19 protein-coding genes are annotated in these 21,207 nt (G+C 29.2%); 1 reads left to right on the forward strand and 18 read right to left on the reverse strand.

Annotated elements, in window-relative coordinates:
• Positions 1 to 37: 37 nt before the first annotated feature.
• A complete protein-coding gene (locus ACTNAO_RS06850; RefSeq protein WP_441048060.1) occupies positions 38 to 1,882 on the reverse strand; it encodes an N-acetylmuramoyl-L-alanine amidase in 1,845 nt (614 codons plus the stop codon).
• 207 nt (positions 1,883 to 2,089) lie between these two features.
• Here ACTNAO_RS06850 and ACTNAO_RS06855 point away from each other — a divergent pair, with 207 nt between their 5' ends.
• Positions 2,090 to 2,581, forward strand: a complete 492-nt coding sequence (locus ACTNAO_RS06855; RefSeq protein ID WP_441026335.1) for a J domain-containing protein — start codon at positions 2,090 to 2,092, stop codon at positions 2,579 to 2,581.
• 23 nt (positions 2,582 to 2,604) lie between these two features.
• On the opposite strand, the gene ACTNAO_RS06860 is transcribed toward ACTNAO_RS06855, so the two are convergent.
• From ACTNAO_RS06860 to ruvB, 17 genes are all read right to left on the reverse strand, one after another.
• Positions 2,605 to 3,030, reverse strand: a complete 426-nt coding sequence (locus ACTNAO_RS06860; protein WP_441026337.1) for a hypothetical protein — start codon at positions 3,028 to 3,030, stop codon at positions 2,605 to 2,607.
• A 143-nt stretch (positions 3,031 to 3,173) separates the two neighbouring features.
• Complete coding sequence (locus ACTNAO_RS06865) at positions 3,174 to 3,437, reverse strand: hypothetical protein (protein ID WP_441026338.1); 264 nt, start codon at positions 3,435 to 3,437, stop codon at positions 3,174 to 3,176.
• 121 nt (positions 3,438 to 3,558) lie between these two features.
• Positions 3,559 to 6,240, reverse strand: a complete 2,682-nt coding sequence (locus tag ACTNAO_RS06870) for a YhgE/Pip family protein (RefSeq protein ID WP_441026340.1) — start codon at positions 6,238 to 6,240, stop codon at positions 3,559 to 3,561.
• A 300-nt stretch (positions 6,241 to 6,540) separates the two neighbouring features.
• The gene (gene aspS / locus ACTNAO_RS06875; RefSeq protein WP_441026342.1) at positions 6,541 to 8,340 is read right to left on the reverse strand and encodes an aspartate--tRNA ligase; all 1,800 of its coding nucleotides are present in this window, start codon (positions 8,338 to 8,340) and stop codon (positions 6,541 to 6,543) included.
• A gap of 80 nt (positions 8,341 to 8,420) precedes the next feature.
• Complete coding sequence (locus tag ACTNAO_RS06880) at positions 8,421 to 9,860, reverse strand: coproporphyrinogen III oxidase (protein ID WP_441026343.1); 1,440 nt, start codon at positions 9,858 to 9,860, stop codon at positions 8,421 to 8,423.
• Positions 9,861 to 9,871: 11 nt separating this feature from the next.
• The gene (locus tag ACTNAO_RS06885) at positions 9,872 to 10,474 is read right to left on the reverse strand and encodes an MBL fold metallo-hydrolase (protein ID WP_441026345.1); all 603 of its coding nucleotides are present in this window, start codon (positions 10,472 to 10,474) and stop codon (positions 9,872 to 9,874) included.
• Positions 10,475 to 10,493: 19 nt separating this feature from the next.
• On the reverse strand, positions 10,494 to 10,937 hold the full coding sequence (gene dtd / locus ACTNAO_RS06890; protein ID WP_441026347.1) for a D-aminoacyl-tRNA deacylase: 444 nt from the start codon (positions 10,935 to 10,937) through the stop codon (positions 10,494 to 10,496).
• Between the two features lie 12 nt (positions 10,938 to 10,949).
• Positions 10,950 to 13,154 (reverse strand): RelA/SpoT family protein, encoded by a 2,205-nt coding sequence (locus ACTNAO_RS06895; protein ID WP_441026349.1) that lies wholly within the window; start codon positions 13,152 to 13,154, stop codon positions 10,950 to 10,952.
• 147 nt (positions 13,155 to 13,301) lie between these two features.
• On the reverse strand, positions 13,302 to 13,820 hold the full coding sequence (locus tag ACTNAO_RS06900; protein ID WP_441026351.1) for an adenine phosphoribosyltransferase: 519 nt from the start codon (positions 13,818 to 13,820) through the stop codon (positions 13,302 to 13,304).
• Positions 13,821 to 13,838: 18 nt separating this feature from the next.
• On the reverse strand, positions 13,839 to 14,684 hold the full coding sequence (locus tag ACTNAO_RS06905; protein ID WP_441026353.1) for a DHH family phosphoesterase: 846 nt from the start codon (positions 14,682 to 14,684) through the stop codon (positions 13,839 to 13,841).
• Between the two features lie 185 nt (positions 14,685 to 14,869).
• Positions 14,870 to 15,778 carry a protein translocase subunit SecF gene (gene secF / locus ACTNAO_RS06910; RefSeq protein WP_441026355.1) on the reverse strand — a complete coding sequence of 303 codons (909 nt, stop codon included), beginning with the start codon at positions 15,776 to 15,778 and terminating at the stop codon, positions 14,870 to 14,872.
• Entirely contained in the window at positions 15,775 to 17,049 is a 1,275-nt protein-coding gene (gene secD / locus ACTNAO_RS06915; RefSeq protein WP_441026357.1) for a protein translocase subunit SecD, read from the reverse strand. The genes secF and secD overlap by 4 nt, the downstream gene beginning before the upstream one ends.
• A gap of 112 nt (positions 17,050 to 17,161) precedes the next feature.
• Positions 17,162 to 17,527: a TIGR04086 family membrane protein gene (locus ACTNAO_RS06920; RefSeq protein ID WP_441026359.1), complete on the reverse strand. Its 366-nt coding sequence runs from the start codon at positions 17,525 to 17,527 to the stop codon at positions 17,162 to 17,164.
• Between the two features lie 53 nt (positions 17,528 to 17,580).
• A complete protein-coding gene (gene yajC / locus ACTNAO_RS06925) occupies positions 17,581 to 17,877 on the reverse strand; it encodes a preprotein translocase subunit YajC (protein WP_441026361.1) in 297 nt (98 codons plus the stop codon).
• A 101-nt stretch (positions 17,878 to 17,978) separates the two neighbouring features.
• Entirely contained in the window at positions 17,979 to 19,121 is a 1,143-nt protein-coding gene (gene tgt, locus ACTNAO_RS06930) for a tRNA guanosine(34) transglycosylase Tgt (protein WP_441026363.1), read from the reverse strand.
• A gap of 12 nt (positions 19,122 to 19,133) precedes the next feature.
• Complete coding sequence (gene queA, locus ACTNAO_RS06935; protein ID WP_441026365.1) at positions 19,134 to 20,159, reverse strand: tRNA preQ1(34) S-adenosylmethionine ribosyltransferase-isomerase QueA; 1,026 nt, start codon at positions 20,157 to 20,159, stop codon at positions 19,134 to 19,136.
• 8 nt (positions 20,160 to 20,167) lie between these two features.
• Positions 20,168 to 21,199 carry a Holliday junction branch migration DNA helicase RuvB gene (ruvB, locus tag ACTNAO_RS06940; RefSeq protein WP_441026367.1) on the reverse strand — a complete coding sequence of 344 codons (1,032 nt, stop codon included), beginning with the start codon at positions 21,197 to 21,199 and terminating at the stop codon, positions 20,168 to 20,170.
• Between the last annotated feature and the right edge of the window lie 8 nt (positions 21,200 to 21,207).

Here is a 21,207-nt window from a genome sequence, read left to right on the forward strand (position 1 = left end):
AATTTAATTCATTTTTACATCTTAATTATACCATAAATTAACTTATTTTTCTTGTTTTAATACATGCTATTATGCTTATAGCAAAAATTATTGTAAAACCTAATACTTGTGTTCCATCAAAAGTATCACTAGGTTTGCTTGGTTTTTCTGGGTTACTTGGTTCATCTGGTTTTGGAGTATCTGGCTTACTTGGTGTATCCGGCTCACTTGGTGTATCTGGCTCACTTGGTGCATCTGGCTTACTTGGTGTATCCGGCTCACTTGGCGTATCTGGCTCACTTGGCGTATCTGGCTCACTTGGCGTATCTGGCTTACTTGGTTTATCTGGTTCACCTGGTGCTACTGTTGTTTCACCAGGTTCTCCTTCTTCATAACCTACTGGTTTACCATAAACAGAAATTACAGCACTTGTAATTGCATCTGCAATTTTGTATTGACAATCTGCATTTGCAAGCTTACTTACATCAGATGAATTTGTAATAAAACCACATTCAACTAGCACCGCAGTCATATTGGTATTTTTCAACACATATAAAGTATCTCCTGTTTTACCACCTCTGTTTGTCATTCCAAGGCTATTACTAATATTTTGAGCTATCTTTTGTGCTAGTTCCTTACCTTTAGCATTTGAAGAATAATAAAATACCTCATCTCCATTAGCTGATTCTTTGTTAAAGGAATTTTGATGTATACTTATGAACAAGTCTGCCTTAGCATTATTAGCTATATCACATCTTCTTTGAAGGCTTTCTGTAGTAGTTGCAGCCAATTGATTATTATCTTCTCTTGTCATAATAATACTATATCCTGCATTTTGAAGTCTTTCTCTTGTTTTTAAAGCAATTTCAAGATTAAGTTCTGTTTCAGAATATCTTACACCGTTTACAGTAGCATAAGCACCATCATCTGAACCATAGCAATGACCTGGATCTAAAGCTATTAAAAATCTACTTGGTTTTTGTATTGTTATTGTTTCATTTTTTTCAAAAGTCTGACCATCATATGTTGTAACAACTAATTTTAAAGTTTTATTTCCATTATCTATGTCGGATATATCACAAACAAAATTAAATCCTGAGCTATGTTGATTATATTTAGGATAAGCATTATAAACATCTTCTCTGCTTATACTAGGTCCAAAACTTCCTTTATTTATACCATTTATATAAACATCTACATTTTTAATTGCACTCTTAGCTAATATCCAACCATTAAGTTGAAGCCTATTATTTGTATAATATTTACTAGAATAACGTAAAACCACATCTTCTAAATTATCATCACTTGGCATTTTAGACTGCTTGTCCACAATTTCATTATAAAGCTTCATAATTTTAGTTCCATAATCTGCTCCAGCCCAATTTGAACTTAGTGACATAGCAGTTTTTGCTGTACCATAAAGATATCGAAAATGTCTAGGATCATATGTATTTGATCTAGGATAACTACTTGCACCTGCATAAAGAGCTAAATGGTCTAGTTGAGCTTGTACGCCTTCATCCCAGCTAGAAAATCTTTTATGTGCATTAGGATCTGAATTACTACCACCTTCTGTAATCTTTAAACCACAAGGATTATTAAATGATTCATCAATTACACCACCAAAATTTCCATAACCAGTTTCTAATGCTGCTTGAACATATGCTAAGGCAGGATTAATATTCCCATGTTCACCTGAATATTTGTAATAAAGATCTGCAAGATTTATAAAGGTTTCTGTTGCACCCTTTTCCTTTGCCCATTCTTTTGCAGTTGCTAAAGTAACATTTGTACTAGATATAATGTTTATATCGTCTTCAGCTAAAGTACTATATCCTTTAGGCATGAAACTTAGCAAAAAAGTAAGTAATACTAAATAAATTATATTTCTTTTTCCTTTCATTTTATCCTCCTTCTAAAATTTTATTTGCTTTAAAATAATTGTACTTCTTATAAAAAAAATATTCAACAAGCTTTAATAATATATTAAAAATTTAAAACATTATTAATAATTAAACTATAACTCATGAATATTTTTTCATATATCTCATGAATATTTTTTCATATATTTTAATATACTTCAAATATAGTAATTTTTTAGAGGATACTTATGAACCCATATAAAATATTAGGAATTTCTGAAAGTTCATCAACAGAAGAAATTAAAAATGCTTATTCTAACATTATAGAAAAATATTCCATAAAAAATGCTGAAAATGATGCTGAAAGAAATTTATTTTCTAACAAACTTAATGAAGCTAATGAAGCTTTTAGATTAATTACAAATATGATAACCTGTGAAGAAGTTAGAGATTTAATAGATCAAGATGATTTTATAACAGCAGAGTCAAAATTAAATTTAATTTCAGACTACTCATCTGCAGAGTGGAATTATTTAAAGGGCATATTACTAATAAAAAAGGGCTGCATAGATTCTGGAGTAACACATATTAGAAAATCAGTTTCAATAAATCCTTATAACGAAGAGTATACTAATTCATTAAAGAAAATAAATATCAAATTAAAATCAGGTAGAAGTGCTTATAGTAAAAGTTTAAAATCTCCTTTTTCATTATTATCATTGTTTACAAGAAAAAAATAGAAAATAGAAATAAGCTTTAAAAGTTAAAGCTTATTTTTATTCCTAATACTATTATATTTTTTTACTTCTCTTAAGGCCCTATCTGTTTCGTCTATTTCATCTTTTTTTTCATCTATTTCAAAATCTATTTGACCTTTAAGTTCTTCATTATTAACAAACTTTTCATTTACTAATTCACTTATTCTTCTATTTTTTTCAAGTTCTTTGTTAAGACTAGATTCAACAATTATATTACTTTCTAAAAGCTCTTTTTCTGATCTTCTTTCCACATTATAAGCTTGTCTTTTAACTGATTTTCTTTTTTTAAGTTCTTTATCAAATTTTTGACCTCTGCCATGATTTCTACTTTCAGATTCTTTATGAATAATACTAGTTTTATTAAGTCCATTTACTTTTTCATTTTCCGCCCTTATAATCCTATCAATATTATTTCTTATAAAATCAACCATAATTATTCCCCCTTTAAGAATCTTAATTATATTATACATAATTATCGTCCAATATGAATATTTTTTTAACATTTTTTGAACAAAAATTTATAAAAAATAAGGCCTCACTTATAAAAGTAAAAGTGAAGCCTAAATTAAAATTACTATTTTCTTATTTTTAAAGCTTTTTTAGCAGAAGATATTTTTAGAGCTGCTGCAGAAAATACTCCAAGTATTAAAAGCATAAGCTTACTACTATCAGATGTATTTCCTGAATTATTTTCAGCAGATGGTGTAGCAGTTGTTTCACTAACTGAATCACTACTTTGAACTTCTTGTGTATCAGTTTTTGCATAACAAATAGCTGAAGTTCCTATTAAAGAACATACTAAAATTTCGCTTATGATAAATTTAATTTTTTTATTCAAAATTACCATCTCCTTTACTTTATGTGATAATCATAAAATGTAAAGCTTAAAGCTAGCTTAAAAAAAGGACTGATGTATAATTTTTATACATCAGTCCTTTATTAAAAGAAATTTTTATATTCTACTTTTCATCGCAGTAATTCATATAATTTTCTTTCTTTTCTTCATACCATGCAAGTACTTTTTCTCCAACATTCTTCAAAAGAATTGTTGCTACTAAAAATACTACAAGGAATATCATAAGTACAGCCATATCTTTTCCAATTATTGAATAATTAACAACATCTGCTGCACATACTTCTCTTAATATTTCAACACCATATGTAAATGGCATATATGGATTAATAACATTGAATATCTTTGGAATCATTTCTAATGGGAATGTTCCTGCACATCCTGTAAGTTGTAATATTAAGCAAACAATACTAAGTAATCTTCCTACATCACCAAATAATGTAATAAAGCATTGTACCATTGCTACATAAACAAGTGAGAAGAATATTAATTCTGCAAAATATAGTACCATATGCTCTGGTCTTAAACCAATAGCATAAATTGCAAGTCCAACTAATATAGCTTGTAATGTTCCAACAAAAGCACTAGTTAAGAATTTACCAAATACTCCATTAAATTTACTAGTTTCTTTCTTGCTTCTAGCTTTTGGATCAATAACAAAGAACATCATTATTGCTCCAACCCATAAAGATAAGTTCATAAAATATGGTGCAAAACCAGAGCCATAATTATCTACTTCATTAATTGGTTTTATTTCAAGATTTACTGGATCTGATACAAAATCACCCATATCTTGTGCTGAATTTACAAGTCCATCAGATAAATCACTAGCACCACTTTGTAGTTTTTCTGCAAGTTCTCCTGAACCATCAGATAATTTAGTTATACCATCTTGAAGTGTTGGAACTGCTGCTGCTAATGAATTTGTTCCATCCTTAAGTTTAGCTGTTCCAGTTAACAATTGATTTGAACCACTTAAAGCTGAGTTTGAACCTTCATATAATTGACCTATTCCAGATGTAGCAGTGCCAATTCCATTGTGCAAATCACTTGCCCCTGCATATAATTTATCTGCTCCTACTAAAGCTGAATTTGAACCTTCATATAATTGTGATATTCCTGATGATAATGTAGGCACACTACCATTTACAGTTTGAAGACCATTTGATAAACTATTACTTCCTGATTGTAATTGACTTAAGCCACCATCAAGTGAAGAAGTACCCTTTGCTATTTTTTCAAGTCCTGGTCCAAATGATGTGTTAAGTCCCTTTTGTAAATTATCAATTCCGCCACTAAGCTGAGATACACCAGAGCTTATTTGTGATACACTTCCAATTAAACTTGAAGTGCCACTTGACAAGTTTTTAACGCCTTCTGTATATTCAGAAACTTTATTATTATATTCATTATAACTTTTCTCAAATTGTGCTGTTCCTTCAGATAAAGCTTTTATCTTCTCAGCAGAACCTTCACTAGCTTGTTGATATTGTTGCATTTTTTGTAATGCTGCCATTATCTTTTGATTTTTTGTACTATCATCAGTTGATGCCATAGCACTTTGTAAATCTTCACCTATTGACTTCATTACTTGTTCTGTACTACTACTTGCTGAAACAACTTGATCTACACCAGATTTTATATTTGAATAGCCATCCTTTAAATCATTAGATGCCTTCTTTACTGCATCACTTGAAGCATTTAAAGTATCAGCTCCACTTTGAAGTGCCTTTATACTATCTGCTCCACTTTCTATGCTACTTTGTAATGTTTTGACACCATTATTTAATTGCTCTACACCTGGATAAACAGTAGTTGTATAAGCATTATATAAATTCTTTGTTCCACTTGCTAACTCTGTACTTCCACTTTTAGCGGAATCGATACCAGCCTTAAGACTTTGTGAACCTGAATATAAGCTTCCTAATCCACTTGAAAGACCAGGTACTTTTTCATTAAGTTGTGCTAAACCACCATTAATAGTATTTAATCCATCTTTTAATGAACCTATACCATTATATAAAGATAAAGAACCATTAGACAATTGTGGTGAAGCTTCATTTAGTGAATAAAGACCATTATTTAATTGTCCAAGTCCATTATTTAATGATGATTGTCCATCATATAATTGATTAGCACCATCTTGTAATTGATTTACTCCATCTTTAAGTTCTGGAACCTTTGCTAAAAGTTCTTTAATTCCATCATTTATTTTAGAACTTCCATCTGCTGCACTAATCATTCCGTCTTTGACTTCATATAAAGAATCAAAAGAAGCTGTAACATAATTATTTGTTATTGTACTTACTATTTCTTCTTTTAAAACACTTTGAACTTTAGATGTTACCTGAGATGCTAAATAATTCTTCTTTTGGTTGCATACAAATTCCATACCTGCTTTTTCAGGAGTGCCACTTTTTGCAGCAATTACTTTTTCTGAAAAATCCTTGTCAATTTGGAATTTAGCATAATATTTGCTTCCATTTAATCCTGCATCTGCTTCATCTTCTGTTGAAACAAATACCCATTTAACTTTGTCGTTTGTTTTCAATTTATCAACTACATCAGCACCATAATTTACCTCTTCCCCATCTAAGGTTGCACCCTCATCCAAATTTACCACTGCAACTGGTAAATTATCAAGAGAACCATAAGGATCCCAAAAGGCCTTTAAATATAGAAGAGAATATAAAACTGGTACAATTATAATTGCTATTACAGAAATTAAAAACAATTTACTTTTTACCATTCGTTTAAGATCTGTAACAAATACTTGTATAAAATTCACTTAAATCATCCTCCTTAATGACCAATATTCATTTGATAAACATAGTATATTATTTTTATGACTATTAGTCAATATTCTTCTGTGCCTTGTATTCGCTTACATGAAAATTTTTTTAAATTTTATCATAAGTCTACAATAAATATTATATTTTGGATTTTTTAACTAAGAATGTACCTAATTTTAATATTATGTTAAATTTAATATTAAATGTCAAAAAAATAAGAAGTGCTACTTAGCAGTTTTAAACTTCTAAGCAACACTCCCATTTTCATTTTTTAACAACTATGTTATTTATACAATTTAATTATTATCTTCTTCTTGTCCTAAAACCTTAATATCTAATTGAAGATCATCAATTTGTTTTTGATCAACTACATTTGGTGCATCACTTAAATAACAATATGCATTTTGGTTTTTAGGGAACGCAATAACATCTTTTATATTATCAGTACCAGCTAAAAACATAATCATTCTATCTAAACCAAATGCTAAACCGCCATGTGGTGGTGGTCCAAATTTGAATGCTCTAAGTAAGAAACCAAATCTTTTCCAAGCTTCTTCCTGAGTAAATCCAAGGGCCTTAAACATCCTTTCTTGAAGTTCCATATCATGAATTCTTATAGAACCTCCTCCAAGTTCTTCACCATTTAAAACAAGGTCATAAGCTTTTGATCTTACTCTACCTGGATCTGATTCTATAAAATCAATATCTTCATCCATTGGAGCTGTAAATGGATGGTGACATGCTGTATATCTTCCTTCTTCTTCTGAATATTCAAATAGTGGGAATTCTGTAACCCATGTAAATTTAAATTCATTTTTATCTTTTATTAAATCAAACTTTTTAGCAAGTTCTAATCTAAGAGCTCCAAGACTTTGAAATACTACAGAATCCTTATCTGCAACTATAAGTATTGCATCACCTTGCTCAGCTTCCATCTTTGATATAATATTATTTATTTCTTCTTCTTTTAAGAATTTTGCTATAGGAGATTTTATACCTTCTTCCTTAAGTTGAATATATGCTAAGCCTTTAGCCTTATATGTTTTTACAAATTCACCAAATCTGTCAAGATCTTTTCTACCTACACTTGCTCCACCTTTTAAGCATAATGCTCTAACAGATCCACCATTTTCTATTGCACCTTTAAATACTTTAAAATCTACATCTTTTACAACATCAGTTAAGTCATGTATTTCCATACCAAATCTTATATCTGGCTTATCAGAACCATACTTTTCCATGGCCTCTTTAAAAGTCATTCTTTGAATTGGTAATTTAACATCATAACCTATTACTTCCTTAAATATATGCTTAATAAATTTTTCATTTAAATCCATTATGTCATCTTGTTCTACAAAACTAAGTTCCATATCTATTTGAGTAAATTCAGGTTGTCTATTAGCTCTTAAATCCTCATCTCTAAAGCATTTAGCTATTTGATAATATTTATCAAATCCTGATACCATTAAAAGCTGCTTAAATAATTGAGGAGATTGTGGAAGTGCATAAAACTTACCTGGATAATTTCTTGAAGGAACTAAATAATCTCTTGCACCTTCTGGAGTTGATTTTGTAAGTATTGGTGTTTCTACTTCTAAAAATCCATTATCATGAAGAAAATCTCTTGCAGCCTTTGTAGCAGCACTTCTAATAAAGAATATTCTTTGCATATCTGGTCTTCTTAAATCTAAATATCTATTTGTAAGTCTTATTTGCTCTGAAGCATCTAATCCTTCAACTACCATTATTGGTGGTGTTTCAGATTCAGAAAGAATTTTCATGCTAGTACATTGAAGCTCTACCATTCCTGTTTCCATATCCTTATTAGGAGCTTCTCTTTTTACTATTTCACCAGTTACTGCTATACAATATTCTGGTTTTACTGTTTTAGCTTTTTCAAAAGCTTCAGCATTTATATCTTCACTAAATATTACTTGCATAAAACCAGTTCTATCTCTTAAAACTATAAATTCTAGTCCACCTTTATTTCTATTTCTTTGAACCCATCCCATTAGAGTAACTTTCTTTCCAATGTGTTCTTCTCTAGGTTCACCACAATACATGCTTCTCTTTAATCCATTTAAAGATTCACCCATTTTTATCCTTCCTTTCGTCTTAACTGCATTTTTTATTATATCATATATATTTTAAAGTATCTAATAATTGTAATATAATACTATTTATTATATAAAGTGTCTAAAAGTTCAATTTTTCCTTCGGTAAGTTCTTCCACTCTATCTACATATTCTCTTACATCTTTAACATTTCCAAATCTTTCGATTCTATCTTCCCCTAAAAATACTACTTTTGAAACAGCATCTGCACCTATTGCTATAATAGTTTGTTTATCTTCAATCATTTCTATATTATATAAACTTTCTTTTCCATATTTAGCATATCCCAAATTTTCCATATTACCAACCATATTTTTTTGCCTATACATATAATATGGATGCAAATTAAGATCCTTAGAAAGTTTCTTACTTTCTTCATACATTTGCATTATTTCCTCCTGGCTTTTAAGTCCAAGACCCTTTTTTAAAATGAAGTTTTCAAACATAATAGAACCTCTTTTTAATGACAATCCATGAACTGTAATACTATCTGGTGAAAGTTTTTCTATTTCAGAAACAGTAATTTTAGCTTCTTCTAATCCTTCTCCCGGAAGTCCTATAATTATATCCATATTAATATCATCAAACCCTAAATCTCTTGCCATTTTAAATTTGTCAATTATATCTTGAGATGTATGATTTCTTCCTATAAGTTTTAAAGTCTTATCATTCATAGTTTGGGGATTTATACTTATTCTTGTAACATTACACTTTTTCATAGTCTTAAGCTTATTTAATGTAATAGAATCTGGTCTTCCACATTCTACTGTAAATTCTTTTACATTTCTATTTTTAATGAAACATTTATATATTTGATTCATTACAAAAGAAAAGTCTTGCTCACTTACAGAAGTGGGAGTTCCTCCCCCAAAATATACAGTTTCAATTTCAAGATTATTATTATTTATATATTCATTTATAGCATTAATTTCATATTTTAATGCTTGTAAATAAGGCTTTATCATACTTTTTGAAAAAGCACTATTTATTGGATTAGATGCAAATGAACAATAAAGGCATCTTGTAGGACAAAAAGCCATTCCAATATATATTGATATTTTTCTTGGATCTTTATTTACATGAGCTTCCTCAAATTTTGCAACATCTATACATATTTTTACCTTATCTTCCCTTGTATAATGTTTTTTATAAAAGTAATCTTTTATTTCTTTTTCATTTTTACCTTCTCTAAGCAATTTTAATGCTATTTTTGAAGGTCTTATGCCTATAAGAGTTCCCCATGGATATTCATCCTTTGTTATCTTTTTTAATTCCCTAAATATAAGCCTTTTTACTACTTCCTTTGGTTTTTCATATTCATTAAAATAATCTTCTTCAAAAATATCTTTATATTCAAATGTAACCTTATCTTTAAAAATATTTATTTTATAATCGCCAGTAGTTTCTGAAAAATTTATCTTTTTTAAATGGTTATATATATTAAATACATGATAAACATGATATCTATATTTAAAATCATTTAATTGTACATTTACATCCATTTATTATCCCTCTAATCTAAATAAGGATTATTTCTTTTTTCAAATGCAATAGTTGATGAAGGACCATGTCCAGGATACACTATTATATCATCTCCAAGAGGTAATAATTTTGTTTTTATACTATTAATTATTTCATCAAAATCTCCGCCTAAGAAATCTGTTCTTCCAATAGAGCCTCTAAATAATGTATCTCCTGTAAATACTTTATCATCAATTACAAAACTTAATCCACCTTTTGTGTGTCCTGGAGTTTCTAATACTTTTATTGTATTTTTTCCAAAAGATATTGTATCTCCTTCTTTTATCACCAAAGGATTATTAGGTAACTTTCCAAATATTCCAGAATCATCTTTTTGAACATATTCATAATCAACTGCAGATATATAAAAAGGTACTTTATATTTTTGACATAAATCTTTTACTGCACCTACATGATCAAAATGTCCATGAGTTAAAATTATAAATTTAACATTTCCCTTAAAATTATCAATTTCTTCAGAAAGCATTTCTGCTTCTCCACCTGGGTCCATTATAACTATTTCTTTTGTTTCTTCATCCATTAATATATAGCAGTTAGCTTGAATAGGTCCTGCTTCAACAGCTTTAATTATCATTTAAGCACCTCACTAAATTTTAATTTTTACTTTCAATTAATATTGTTACAGGTCCATCATTTTGAATATCAACCTTCATGTCTGCTCCAAAAATACCTGTTTCAACTTTTAAATTGCTTTTTTTAAGTTCTAAAACTAACTCATCATAAAGTTTTTTAGCATCTTCTCCTGCCATGGCATTCATAAAATTAGGTCTTCTACCTTTTCTACAATCACCATATAAAGTAAATTGTGAAATTGCAAGTATTTCTCCCTTTATATCTTTAAGTGATAAATTCATTTTTTCATTTTCATCCTCAAATATTCTTAAGTTTAAAATTTTATCTTTTATGTATAAAACATCCTCTAAAGTATCATCTTTAGCTATTCCTATAAGTACATTAAATCCTCTTCCAATACTTCCAACAACTTTTCCAGATACAACTACCTTTGAAGATGAAACTCTTTGTATTAATGCTCTCAAGAAAAAGTCCTCCTAACTATTCATTCTAAATACATCATCTACACCTTTTATATGACGTATTTTATTCATTAAAGCTTTAAGCTGTTCTACTGAACTTATTTTTACTTTTATATCAATGCATGCATCATTTCCTTTTCCTGCATTTGCATTAAGTGCATTAACTTCTAATTTAGAATCATTTATTATTTGAATAACATCACTTAATATTCCCATTCTATCCCCAGCTTTAATTCTTATTTCAGCAATGTAAGATGTGCCTTTTGTACCTCCCCAGCTTACTTCAATTACCTTATCACTATCTGTTTTTATTAAATTTCTAAGATTTGCACAATCAGCTCTATGAACAGAAACCCCTCTGCCTTTTGTAATATATCCTAATATGTTATCACCTGGCACAGGACTACAGCATCTAGCAAATCTAACCATAACATTACTTACACCCTTTACTGTAACGCCATAGCTATTAGTTGATTCAGTATTTTTTGTAGGATTACTTTCATTTTTTTCAATTTGTTCCTCTACTAACTTTAATGCCTCGGCATCACTATGTTGTTTATCTTTTTCAGGAGCATTTACTTCTTTTAATCTAGATACAAAAGTAGATGCTAAAATTGAACCAGTTGCAACAAGATTATACCAATCATCTATGGCATGAATATTATACCTTTTTTTCATTTTTTCATAAACTTCACCTTTGGCAATTTCAGTAAAATGAACACCTTGTTTTTTCATCTCTTTTTCTAAAAGCTCTTTACCTCTAACTATATTTTCTTCTTTCTTTGCCTTTTTAAACCATGACTTAATTTTACTCTTAGCTTGATTTGTTTTTGCTATATTAAGCCATGACATACTTGGTCCTTTAGAATTTTGAGAAGTTATTATTTCTACAATTTCACCTGTTTTTAATTTATAGTCAAGTGGAACAATTTTTCCATTTACCTTAGCTCCAACGCATTTATTTCCAATATCTGTATGAATTCTGTATGCAAAATCTATTGGTGTTGATCCACTTGCAAGATTAATAACTACACCTTTTGGCGTAAATAAAAATATTTCATCTGAAAATAAGTCTATTTTAAATTCTTCCATAAATTCAGTTGCATCTGATGTTTCTTTTTGCCAATCAAGCATATCCCTAAGCCATACAAGCTTCTTTTCAAAATTTTTGTCCTTATCATCAGCTGTTGAATTTCCTTCTTTATATTTCCAATGGGCAGCTATACCATATTCAGCTGTTTTATGCATATCAAATGTTCTAATTTGTATTTCAAAGGTTTTACCTTGGGGGCCAACTACTGTTGTGTGTAAAGATTGATACATATTAGCTTTAGGCATTGCAATATAATCTTTAAACCTTCCTGGTATTGGTTTGTAAATAGTATGAACAATTCCAAGTACTCCATAACAATCCTTAACTGAATTAACAAGCACTCTAATGGCTGTTAAATCAAAAATTTGTTCAATACTCTTATTCTTTTTTACCATTTTATTATATATACTATAAAAATGTTTAGGCCTTCCTTCTATATCTGAATCTATTCCTGCCTCTTCCAAATTTTCATGTAAGTCTTTAATGATTACTGCTATGTAATTTTCCCTTTCAACTCTTTTCTCAGATATTTGATGAACTAAATCATAATATTCCTCTTCATGAAGATACCTAAGAGATAAATCTTCAAGTTCCCATTTAATTTTAGATATACCAAGTCTATGAGCTAAAGGTGCATATATATCTAATGTTTCTTTTGCCTTTTGCTTTTGCTTCTCTTTCTTCTTATATTTAAGAGTTCTCATATTATGTAGTCTATCAGCAAGTTTTATAATTATTACTCTAATATCTTTTGCCATTGCAAGAAGCATCTTTCTAACATTGTCAGCTTGTTGTTCTTCTTTTGTTTTATACTCAATTTTGCTAAGCTTAGTAACTCCATCAACTAAATTAGCAATTTCTACGTTAAAGATCTCTGCCATTTTTTCGTATGTACAATCTGTATCTTCTAAAACATCATGTAAAAGTCCTGCAGCAATTGTACTTGTATCCATTCCTAATTCTGATAATATTATAGCTACATTTACAGGATGAATTATATATGGTTCACCAGATTCCCTCATTTGATTTTTATGTGCTTCTTTTGCAAAATAATAAGCTTTTTTTACAAGTTCTTTATCTACATTTGTGCAATTCTTATCAATACTTTTTAGCAGTTCTTCAATCATAAGGATAACTCCCCTTTATTAATTTTTAAAATCAAAGGCTGGTCACCACTAACCAGCCACTACGTATAGTCATTATTATATAGTATTACTATTATTTTTTCAATGAAAAAAGACAAGAAAAGCCAAAAGCTTTCTTGTCTTTTATATTTAGAATTCATAATCTATTAAACTCATTACATCGTAGCCCTTTAATTTTTCTCTACCTTTAAGTCCTGTAAGTTCAATTAAAAAGTTTAATGAAACAACATCAGCACCTGTAGATTCTACAAGTTTTGTTACAGCTTCAATAGTTCCTCCTGTAGCCAATAAATCATCTATTATAGCTACTTTTTGACCTTTCTTTATAGCATCTTTATGAATTTGAAGAATATCTTCCCCATATTCAAGTCCATATTTTACTTCAACAGTTTCGCAAGGTAATTTTCCTTTTTTTCTTACTGGAACAAACCCTACTCCTAAAGCATATGCAACTGGCACTCCAAAAATAAATCCTCTTGCTTCAGGACCAACTACTAAATCTATGTTCTTATCTTTTAAATACTCAACAAATTTGTTTATAGATTCTTTTAAAGCTTCACCATCATTTATTAATGTTGTAATATCCTTAAAGCTTATCCCATCTTTTGGGAAATTTTCAACTATTCTTATCTTACTTTTTAAATCCATAATCTCCCTCCTAAAATATTATAAATTATGTAAGTATTTTGATATTTGTTCCGCTCTATCTATATCGTTTGTTGTTAATAATTCAAGTACAATTCTTGCATTACTAACTACACCAACAGTATTATCTGCAGGTGTCATAAGATTAATAATCTTTTCTATACTATTATTATCTATAATTTTAATATTACTAGTCTCCATTATTGCCTGTAAGCCTTTATTATTTGTATTATCTAAGAATCTTCTTCCTTCTTTTAAAAATACTGCATTTTCGCCTTTAACATTACCAACTCTAGCTGAATGCCCTCCAATTAATATTAAGTCAAGATACTTATTAATACTCTTCATATTATAATAGATAGCAATAGCTTGCATAATTTTAAAGGTTAATGCACTAAGGGATAAATCCTTATACCTATACTGGCAACCTTTCTGATTAGGATTAATGTAAACATATTCTTTCTTGGAATTCGTAGTTTTGTTTTCTAATACTATTAAATCAATTCCAAGTTTTTTACACAAATCCAGTTCATTATCAGATGCTAAATCAACTCCTAGTGTAATTAACAAATTGGTTCCTAAAAAATCAATATCATTTTTTATTTCATCAGCACCTATAAGCTGGCCATTTTCTCTACTATCTGCAATTAAATACTCAACATCTGCATTAAGATACCTAAGTAACAAACTTAAAGAAGCTATTGCACAAATACCATCTACAGATGGTACTCCATAAACAACTATTTTTTTTCTGTTGTTTATAGCATAAGATAATTTTTCTATAGCCTTATTCATATGTTTAAGCAGAAAGGGACTATATCCAGATATATAATTTGGACTATAAATACTTTCCCAAAATTTACGCATTAATTATTCCTCCATAAAATAAGAAAACACTTATATTATAGATTATATTAGTCATAATATCAAACATTTTTTGCAAAAATGATTTATATTATTTTTATATATTATCATATAACAAATTTATATTACAGGAATAACTATTTTACAAAAAAGACTACTAAAAATATTCATTTTTAGTAGTCTTTTTATTAAGCCTTTGCTAACTCTTTCTTCTTTATCTTTGTTTTTTCATCTGATTTATTAGATTTTTTACTCTTTCTTGTTTTTAATAAAACCCAAATTGGTGATGCTATAAATATTGAAGAATAAGCACCAGCAACAATACCAACTATTAATGGTACTGCAAAGTTTCTAACAGAAGGAACAAATACACAAACTGAAACTATTGTAAATAATGTAGTTAAAGAAGTATATATTGATCTTCTAAGAGTTTCTCCTATACTCATATTAGCAACTTCTGAATAATCTTTTCCTCTGAATTTTTTAACATTTTCTCTTATTCTATCAAAAATTACTATTGTATCATTCATTGAATAACCTATTATAGTAAGTATTGCTGCAATAAATGGAGAATTAATTTGAATATCAAATATTGTATAGAATGAAATAGTAATTAATATATCATGGAATAATGCTAATAAAGCAGCTATACCAAAATCTATTTCAAATCTTATAGCTACATATACAAGCATAACTACAAATGCTATAGATAGAGCTATTAATGATTTTTCTTTTAATTCATTTCCAATTGATGCACCTATTTCATCTTGAGATACAACAATATCATCTTCAAGAGAATATTTTTCTTTTAATTCATCTACTAATTTACCAACCGCTTCAGAATCTAAATTACTAGATTTAACTTGATACTGAGAGCCATCAACTGTATTAGTTACATAATCATCAGTATATTTTGCAGTTATCTCATCAACCTCTTGCTTATTGTAATCATCTGTTAATTGAAGGACTAATTGAGTTCCTCCTTTAAAATCAATACCTATATTTACTCCATTTATTATTCCAAATATAAGTCCTATTATCATAATACCAATTGATATTGAAAACCATATTTTCTTTCTTTCAATTACTTTTATCATTCTTCTACTACCTCCTTTTTAACGCCAAAATGAGATAGTTTGCTTAAAAATCTAGCTTCTACAGATTTCTTAATAAAGAATCTTGTTACAGTAAGTGCTGTAAACATACTTGCAAGAACACCTATAAGAAGTGTTACTGCAAAACCTTTAACTGATCCTGAGCCTAAGAAATATAAAACAAGTGCTGCAAGTATAGTAGTAACATTTGAATCTACAATTGAAGATCTTGCATTTTCAAATCCTTTTTGAACAGCTGTTTTTATTGAAATACCTTTTTTTAATTCTTCTTTTGTTCTTTCAAATATAAGCACATTAGCATCTACTGCCATACCTATTGTAAGCATTAATGCAGCTATACCTGGAAGTGTAAGTGTAACTCCTACTTCACCAAATATGAAAAGTACTATATATATAAATAATGCTAAAGCTAAATCAGCAAGTAAACCAGGTATTCTATAAACTACAATCATAAATATAAATACAAGAGCAATACCTATAATTGATGCCTTTAATGCATTTGGAAGTGCATCTGCTCCAAGTTGAGAACCAACAGTTTGAACAGAAGCTGCTTTAACTGTAACAGGAAGTGCTCCTGAATTAATAAGTCCTGCAAGTCTTTTAGCACTTTCAGCTGTATAATCGCCTGTAATTTGTGCCACTCCATCAGTAATTGCTGTTTGAACAGTTGGACTTGATAAAACTTCATCATCCATCTTAATTGAAATTGCTTGACCAACATATTTTGATGTAGCATCAGCAAATTTTGACTTACCATCTTCTGTCATCTCTAATTGAATTTCTATTTTACTTGTTTCTGAATTTGTTACAACTGTTGCCTTTGATACATCTGAACCAGTTAATAAAACATCTCCATCTGGTGATGTAAATGTTAATTCACCACTTTGGCTTAAGCTATTAACAATTTCAGAAGAATCATATTGACCTGGAATATCAACTCTTATTCTCTTATCTCCTTCTGTTGTAACAACAGTTTCAGATACCCCCACTTTATTTACTCTAAGTTCTAATTGCTCTTTTGTATTATTTAATTGTTCGCTTGTAACATCCTCGTCCTGAATTTCCATTACAACTGAAACTCCACCTTGAAGATCAAGTCCTTGTTTTATTACTTGTGAAAAAGGTTTTATTTCAAATACCCCAAAGATATTTAACCCCTTAAAAGCAGTAAAAGCAAGAAAACCGATTACGATTACAGAAACAATCATTATTATTACGCTACTTTTTTTAGCTTTGTTTCTACGTGTTTTCATTTCTCTCCTCCTAAGCTTTATAACTATATTTAACACATAATGATATTATAGCATACCAAATTACCATAATAAAGTTTTTTTATGGTTAATGTATATATTTACATAATTTGTGTCAAAGATTAACACCTAGGCTACCACAAAATATCCCCAAAATTCCATCAATTAATATTCTCTTTAACAATTCTCCATTTATTTCTATTTTCCCAGTACTTAAAAAAGTTATAGAAGCTAAAAAAAATGAAAAAATTATTGAAACAGCAAATCCCATTAAGAAGCCTCTTTTTCCATTATATTTAGCAGCAAATACACTTCCTGCTGCTAAGGCTAAAAGTGAAATAAATGAGTATAAGAATTTATAATATTTTTCATCTACATTTAAAGACATCATAATTATTGAAAGAATAAATACAAGCAAACAATATAATATTATAGAACATAAACTTCCTCTTCCTATACCTTTTAATGCTCTTAATTTCATAAAAACACCTCCTAATAATTCATAATATGAATTATTAGGAGGCACTATTCAAATTAATCTACTTTTTTCTTATCTTCTTTTTCATTATCTTTATATACTTTATTGGCCACAGCATTTTTAGAAAATCTAATTCTAGTTTTATTAGGTCCTGATTCTAGAACTAAAGAATCATCATCTAAAGCAACTATTTTTCCAAGAACCCCGCCTCTTGTCATAACTTCATCATTAAGCTGAAGAGCTTCAAGCATAGCGTCGTATTGTTTTTTTCTCTTTTTTTCTGGTACTATCATAAGAAAATACATTACAACAAATACCAATATAATAGGAAGAAACGATATTATTGTTTGCATTTAAAACACCACTTTCTTTAATATTTTTGACTTTTTCTAATGTCTTGTAGAGTAGTTTACAATTATTTATTCTTTTTGTCAACAAAATAAATTAAATGTGATTACTTTTTATTAATACTCCAATTTCTTAACTTTTCTTCTTTATATTCCTTAAAATAATCACCATCTATTGCATCTCTTATTTCCTTCATAAGATTATTATAGAAATACAAATTATGAAGAACAGCAAGTCTCATAGCAAGCATTTCTTTAGCTTTAAATAAATGTCTTATATAAGCTCTTGTATAATTTTTGCATGCAGGACAGTTACATCCTTCATTAATAGGCCTACTATCTAATTCAAATTTAGCATTCATAATATTTATTTTACCTTCATCAGTAAATAAATGTCCATGCCTTCCATTTCTTGCAGGAAGTACACAATCAAAGAAATCTACTCCCCTGTCTACTGCTTCTAATATATTTTCTGGTGTTCCAACACCCATTAAATATATTGGCTTATCTTCTGGCAAATGTGGAACCACAGAATCAATTATTCTATACATTTCTTCATGAGTTTCTCCTACTGCAAGACCACCAATAGCATATCCATCTAAATCAAGCTTTGCAATTTCCTTTGCATGTTCTATTCTAATATCATCATAAACTCCACCTTGATTTATTCCAAATAAAAGTTGTTCTTTATTTATTGTATCAGGAAGAGAATTAAGTCTATCCATTTCTACTTTACATCTTTTAAGCCATCTTGTTGTTCTATTAACTGAATTTATAACATAATCTCTAGGTGATGGATTAGGAATACATTCATCAAAAGCCATAGCTATTGTAGATGCTAAATTACTTTGAATTTGCATAGATTCCTCTGGTCCCATAAATATTTTATGACCATCTATATGTGAATTAAAATAAACTCCTTCTTCCTTAATTTTTCTCATTTGTGCAAGAGAAAACACTTGAAATCCACCAGAATCAGTAAGAACTGGTTTATCCCAATTCATAAATTTATGTATTCCTCCAAGTTCCTTTACAACCTTATCTGTAGGTCTTAAATGAAGGTGATATGTATTAGAAAGCTCAACTTGACATCCAATTTCCCTTAAATCCATTGTAGATACTGCACCCTTTATGGCTGCAAGAGTTCCTACATTCATAAATACAGGTGTTTCAATGGTACCATGAGGAGTAACAAATCTTCCTCTTCTAGCTTTACCGTCTTTTTTTATTAATGTATATCTTTTTGACAAATATTTCACTCCTTACTTTATAAACATAGCATCTCCAAAGGAGAAAAATCTATATTTTTCTTTAACTGCTTCATTATAAGCATTTAATACATGTTCCTTGCCTGCAAGAGTTGATACAAGCATTATAAGAGTTGATTCTGGCAAGTGAAAATTAGTTATTAAATTATCTACAACTTTAAATTTATATCCAGGATAAATAAATATATTAGTCCAGCCACTAGCTTCTCTTACTATTCCATTTGAATCACCAATTGTTTCAAGAGTCCTTGTTGATGTTGTTCCAACTGATATTACTCTCTTGCCTTTTTTCTTTGTTTCATTTATTATATTGGCTGTTTCTTTTGACATAGTATAATACTCAGAATGCATTTCATGATCTTCTATATTTTCAACCTTAACTGGTCTAAAAGTTCCAAGTCCTACATGAAGAGTTAAATAAACTACATTTACGCCCTTATCTTTGATTTTTTGCAAAAGTTCCTTTGTAAAATGAAGTCCAGCTGTTGGTGCTGCTGCAGACCCTTCTTCCTTAGAATATACTGTTTGGTATCTTTCTTTATCTTCTAGTTTTTCATGAATATATGGTGGAAGTGGCATTTCCCCTAAAGCATCTAACACCTCTTCAAATATTCCTTCATACTTAAATTCAACTATTCTATTACCATCTTCAAGAACATCTACTACTTCTGCTTTAAGTTTTCCATCTCCAAAAGTAAACTTTCTACCTACTCTTGCACTTTTACCAGGCTTTGCTAAACATTCCCATCTATCTTTATCTATTCTCTTAAGTAATAAAAATTCTATTTTTCCACCTGTATTTTCTTTTTCACCTATTAATCTTGCTGGTAAAACCCTTGTATTATTTAAAACGAGAGTATCACCTTCATTTAAATAGTCTATAATATTATAAAATTTTTTATGCTCTATTTCTCCTGTTTTTTTATCAAGAATCATTAATCTTGATTCATCTCTTTTTTCTAAAGGATGCTGAGCTATAAGCTCCTCTGGAAGATAAAAATCAAATTCACTTGCTTTCATTTAATACTCTACTCCTTATCTTTAAAAAAACTTTGTTGTTTTGAATCACCTTTTTTCTTGCTTCTTCCTAAATGTTTATAAGCTTTATCTGTAGCAACTCTTCCCCTTGATGTTCTTATAATAAAACCTTTTTGAAGAAGATAAGGTTCATAAACATCTTCTATTGTACCAAGTTCCTCACCTATAAAATATGATAATGTTTCTATACCTACAGGGCCACCATTAAAATTATCAATAATTGCCTTTAAAATATTATTATCTACCCTATCAAACCCTTCATTATCTACCTCAAGAATATCTAGAGCTTTTTTAGCTTCTTTTAAACTTATTACATTATCTGAGCAAACTTCTGCATAATCTCTAACTCTTTTTAGTAGTCTATTAGCAACTCTAGGGGTACCTCTTGACCTTCTTGCAATTTCAAAGGCACCTTCTTCTGTAATATCACACCCAAGTACCATAGCACTTCGTATAATAATTTGTTTTAATTCTTCATTTTCATAATACTCCATAGGGCATAACACTCCAAATCTGTCACGAAGTGGAGAAGTAAGCATTCCAATTCTTGTAGTTGCTCCTATTAAAGTAAACCTAGGCAAATCAAGCCTTATAGATTTTGCTGCAGCTCCTTTTCCAATTACTATATCTAAAGCATAATCTTCCATAGCAGGATATAGTATTTCTTCTACACTTCTATTTAGTCTGTGTATTTCATCAATAAATAAAACATCATTATCTTTAAGTGTAGTTAAAATAGCAGCTAAATCCCCTGCTCTCTCTATTGCAGGACCTGAGGTTATTTTCAAATCACCACTCATTTCCTTTGCTATAATATTGGCAAGAGTGGTTTTACCAAGACCTGGAGGCCCATATAAAAGTACATGATCTAAAGCTTCATTTCTCTTTTTAGCAGCCTTTACAAAAATATTTAATTTTTCTTTTACTTTTCTTTGTCCTATATACTCACTTATTTTTTGCGGTCTTAAGCTTAATCCTATGGAATCCTCTTCTAATTCTTCTGGAGTAATAATTCTCTCCATAAGGTAAA

This window comes from Clostridium sp. HCP1S3_C6 (assembly GCF_052066735.1).
In the GTDB taxonomy this organism is placed as follows: Bacteria; Bacillota; Clostridia; order Clostridiales; family Clostridiaceae; genus Clostridium.

Bases quoted from the DNA above. Each gene is read 5' to 3' on its own strand.
- aspS (WP_441026342.1), bottom strand. From the start codon at position 8,340: ATGGGTGAATCTTTAAATGGATTAAAGAGAAGCATGTATTGTGGTGAA.
- ACTNAO_RS06900 (WP_441026351.1), bottom strand. From the start codon at position 13,820: ATGGATTTAAAAAGTAAGATAAGAATAGTTGAAAATTTCCCAAAAGAT.
- ACTNAO_RS06860 (WP_441026337.1), bottom strand. From the start codon at position 3,030: ATGGTTGATTTTATAAGAAATAATATTGATAGGATTATAAGGGCGGAA.
- yajC (WP_441026361.1), bottom strand. From the start codon at position 17,877: ATGCAAACAATAATATCGTTTCTTCCTATTATATTGGTATTTGTTGTA.
- ACTNAO_RS06855 (WP_441026335.1), top strand. From the start codon at position 2,090: ATGAACCCATATAAAATATTAGGAATTTCTGAAAGTTCATCAACAGAA.
- ACTNAO_RS06885 (WP_441026345.1), bottom strand. From the start codon at position 10,474: ATGATAATTAAAGCTGTTGAAGCAGGACCTATTCAAGCTAACTGCTAT.
- queA (WP_441026365.1), bottom strand. From the start codon at position 20,159: ATGAAAGCAAGTGAATTTGATTTTTATCTTCCAGAGGAGCTTATAGCT.
- ACTNAO_RS06920 (WP_441026359.1), bottom strand. From the start codon at position 17,527: ATGAAATTAAGAGCATTAAAAGGTATAGGAAGAGGAAGTTTATGTTCT.
- secD (WP_441026357.1), bottom strand. From the start codon at position 17,049: ATGAAAACACGTAGAAACAAAGCTAAAAAAAGTAGCGTAATAATAATG.
- ACTNAO_RS06905 (WP_441026353.1), bottom strand. From the start codon at position 14,684: ATGCGTAAATTTTGGGAAAGTATTTATAGTCCAAATTATATATCTGGA.
- ruvB (WP_441026367.1), bottom strand. From the start codon at position 21,199: ATGGAGAGAATTATTACTCCAGAAGAATTAGAAGAGGATTCCATAGGA.
- ACTNAO_RS06850 (WP_441048060.1), bottom strand. From the start codon at position 1,882: ATGAAAGGAAAAAGAAATATAATTTATTTAGTATTACTTACTTTTTTG.
- ACTNAO_RS06895 (WP_441026349.1), bottom strand. From the start codon at position 13,154: ATGATTGAAGAACTGCTAAAAAGTATTGATAAGAATTGCACAAATGTA.
- ACTNAO_RS06880 (WP_441026343.1), bottom strand. From the start codon at position 9,860: ATGGATGTAAATGTACAATTAAATGATTTTAAATATAGATATCATGTT.
- secF (WP_441026355.1), bottom strand. From the start codon at position 15,778: ATGATAAAAGTAATTGAAAGAAAGAAAATATGGTTTTCAATATCAATT.